The organism is Mycobacterium sp. TH-M82, assembly GCF_057473605.1.
On sequence record NZ_JBYCKY010000607.1, the window covers coordinates 1 to 3,211 of the forward strand.

Genomic DNA, 3,211 nt, shown 5'->3' on the forward strand with positions numbered 1-3,211 from the left:
CGAACAGCACGGACCCGCCGTGGGCGACGGTCTCCTTGACGAACTCGTATGCCTTGTCGATGAAGGTCAGCGTCTGCTGCAGATCGATGATGTAGATGCCGTTGCGGTCGGTGAAGATGAACCGCTTCATCTTGGGGTTCCAGCGACGGGTCTGGTGTCCGAAGTGGGTGCCGCTGTCCAGCAGCTGCTTCATGGTTACAACGGCCATTGCCAGCCATGTCCTTATGTCGTCGGTTGTCGCCCGGCATCTGCTGAGGCCGGGCCCTGGTGTCTGCTGAGATGCCCTGCCCGTCGGTGCGACGGGACCGTTCGGCATCCGGTTGTTGCGCAGACACGCGAAGTCAGCCCGCTGAAGCGGACTGCGAGAAGTGAGTTTACACGGTTCGAGCAGGCGGTTTGTCCACAGCGCCGACTGGCCGGATCACCGCCGAGCCGGTGAACTGCGCAGATGCGGTGGACGGCGCTGATCTTGCTCGCCGGCTTGCTCGGTGCCGCCCCGGCCCGGGGCGACGATATCCGGCTGGACTGGCCGTTGCGGCCGCGCCCGGCGGTGACGCGGAGCTTCGACGCCCCGTCACCGGACTGGCAGCGCGGCCACCGCGGGGTGGACCTGGCCGGCGCTCCCGGCCAGCCGGTGTACGCCGCCGCTACGGCCACGGTGATCTTCGCCGGTGACCTGGCCGGGCGGCCGGTGGTGTCGCTGGCCCACCCGGGTGGTCTGCACACCAGCTACGAACCGGTGCGGGCTGTCGTGCGGGTCGGTCAGCGGGTGGCCGCCGGGACGGCGATCGGCGCGTTGGAGGCCGGGCATCCGGGTTGTGGTGCGGCCGCCTGCCTGCACTGGGGTGCGATGTGGGGCCCCGCGGCCCGGGCCGACTACATCGATCCGCTCGGCCTGCTGGTCTCGACTCCGATTCGGCTCAAGCCGCTGAGGGGCTGAAGCCTGCGACACTGTCCGTGTGCCGAAAGAGGAGCTCATGGTGACCGCTCCGGTAGAGCCGCCCGGCAGGCTGCTGACCGTCGCCGAGTACGCGGGGCTCGGTGAGGACGACCGCTACCGCTGGGAACTGCAGGCGGGCAACCTGGTCATGTCGCCGTCGCCGTCACCCGACCACATGCTGGCTTCATACGAAATGTGCGATCAGCTCAAGGCCCAGCTTCCCGACACGCTCGTGGTCGTTCCGGACGTCGATATCGACCTTGAGTTCGGTCGCGGCGACGAGCCCGGCACGTCACGCCGTCCCGATTTGGTGGTGGTCGAGCGGTCTGCCGTGCAGCGGGTGCGTGCCGAGGGTGGACTACTGCGTGCATCAGAGGTGCTGCTGGTCGTCGAGATCCTGTCGCCCGGGTCCCGCCGCCCGGACTGCGTGGTCAAGCGCGCGGAATACGCCGACGCCGGGATCCCCCATTACTGGATCGTCGACCTGGAGTCGGCCGATGGGGTGAGCCTGCGAGCCTGGGGTAAGAGCGGCGAACCCGGTGCGTCGGGTTACGTCGACGACGACGTGATGGTCGAGCGCTACACCACCGAAGTGCCGTGGCCGGTGACCATCAACCTCGCCGCGATCAGCAGCCTGCTGACTTAATTTAACGCGCGGCCCGTCGGCCGAGGAAGTCGATCATGGCTGCGACGACGACGTCTGATCGTCGCTCGGATCATGCCCGCGGGTGGGCCTGGTCGTGCACCGCCCGCAGCCGGGCGACGGTGACGTGGGTGTACAGCTGGGTGGTGGCCAGCGTGGAGTGGCCGAGCAGCTCCTGCACGATCCGCAGATCCGCACCGCCCTCCAGCAGGTGAGTGGCCGCGCTGTGCCGCAGCCCGTGCGGCCCGATGTCGGGGGCGCCGTTCACCGCGGCGACGGTCTGGTGCACGACGGTGCGCGCCTGCCGGGGGTCCAGGCGGCGGCCGCGGGCGCCCAGCAGAACTGCCGGCCCGGACTCGGCGGTGGCCAACGCGGGGCGTCCGTTGGAAAGCCAGGCCCGCAACGCGTCAGCGGCCGGTTCGCCGAACGGTACTGTGCGCTGTTTGTTGCCTTTGCCCAGCACCCGAACCACCTGATGCGACAGGTCGATGTCGTCAACGTCGAGCCCGCACAGCTCGCTCACCCGGATTCCAGTGGCGTAGAGCAACTCGACGACCAGCCGATCCCGTAACGCTAGTGGATCACCCTGCTGGGCACCGGATTTCGCGGCCGCCATGGCATCCAGCGCCTGATCCTGGCGCAGCACCGCAGGCAAGGTCCGCCGTGCTTTCGGCAGTTGGAGCCGCTCCGCCGGATCCGACGACAGCAGGCCGCGCCGAACCGCCCACGCGGTGAACGTTTTCACCGCCGACGTGCGGCGCGCCAGTGTGGCGCGGGCCGCACCGGCACTGGCTTGCGCGGCCAGCCAACCCCGCAGCAGCGGCAGGCTCAGGCCGTCCAGTCCGGATCCGGGCCCGCGTTCGGCGAGAAAGGCGAACAGCGATCGCAGGTCACCCAGGTACGCGCGGCGGGTGTGCGTGGAATGCCCCCGCTGTAGGGCGAGATGGTCGTCGAATTCGTCGAGGATCGCGTCCACTCCTCTACGGTCGCAGACCCGGGCCGGGTGGTTCAGTCAACGCGCCGCAACGCCTCCGGCGTCAGGTCGCCCAGCGTGGGATAGCCGTCGACGGCCATGATCAGATCGGCTTCGGCCAGCAGCGACCGCAGCACGTGCACCACACCGGCGGTCCCGCCCAGCACCAGGCCGTAGGCGTACGGCCGGCCCACGCCAACCGCGGTCGCGCCCAACGCCAGAGCCTTGATGATGTCGGCGCCGCTACGGATTCCGGAGTCGAACAGCACCGGCAACCCGTCGGCGGCCTGCACCACACCCGGCAGGCAGTCGATGGCCGGCAGGCCGCCGTTGGCTTGCCGGCCACCGTGGTTGGAGCAGTAGATGCCGTCTACCCCACCGTCTTTGGCGCGGCGGGCGTCGTCGGGGTGGCAGATGCCTTTGACGATCAGCGGCAGGCTGGTCAGCGACCGCAGCCACGGCAGGTCGTCCCAGGTCAGTGCGTTGCCGAAGGTCTGTACCCATGCCAGCACCGCGCCTTGCGGGTTCTCTTCCGGCGGCTGAGCCAGGCCGGCCCGAAACACCGGGTCGCTGGTGTAGTTGGCCAGGCAGTGCCCGCGCAGCTGCGGGAAGTTCGACGTCGCCAGGTCACGCGGGCGCCAACCGGGCACCCAGG

The 3,211-nt window shown here is 69.4% G+C and carries 4 protein-coding genes and 1 pseudogene; 2 read left to right on the top strand and 3 right to left on the bottom strand.

Going from position 1 to position 3,211, the window contains the following annotated elements:
• On the bottom strand, positions 1–208 hold a 208-nt coding region (gene rpsB / locus AC2VON_RS18035), incomplete at its 3' end, for a 30S ribosomal protein S2 (protein WP_486954180.1).
• 240 nt (positions 209–448) lie between these two features.
• Between rpsB and AC2VON_RS18040 the strand changes: the two are divergent.
• Positions 449–931 (top strand): annotated as a pseudogene (locus AC2VON_RS18040) (M23 family metallopeptidase); the annotation flags it as partial.
• A 28-nt stretch (positions 932–959) separates the two neighbouring features.
• Positions 960–1,586, top strand: a complete 627-nt coding sequence (locus tag AC2VON_RS18045; RefSeq protein ID WP_486954181.1) for a Uma2 family endonuclease — start codon at positions 960–962, stop codon at positions 1,584–1,586.
• Between the two features lie 70 nt (positions 1,587–1,656).
• Here the strand turns inward: AC2VON_RS18045 and AC2VON_RS18050 are convergent, their stop codons facing one another.
• Together AC2VON_RS18050 and AC2VON_RS18055 are read right to left on the bottom strand one after the other, a co-directional pair.
• Positions 1,657–2,559: a tyrosine recombinase XerC gene (locus AC2VON_RS18050; RefSeq protein WP_486954182.1), complete on the bottom strand. Its 903-nt coding sequence runs from the start codon at positions 2,557–2,559 to the stop codon at positions 1,657–1,659.
• Between the two features lie 32 nt (positions 2,560–2,591).
• Positions 2,592–3,211, bottom strand: a 620-nt coding sequence (locus AC2VON_RS18055) for an alpha-hydroxy-acid oxidizing protein (protein WP_486954183.1), incomplete at its 5' end; no start/stop codon positions are given.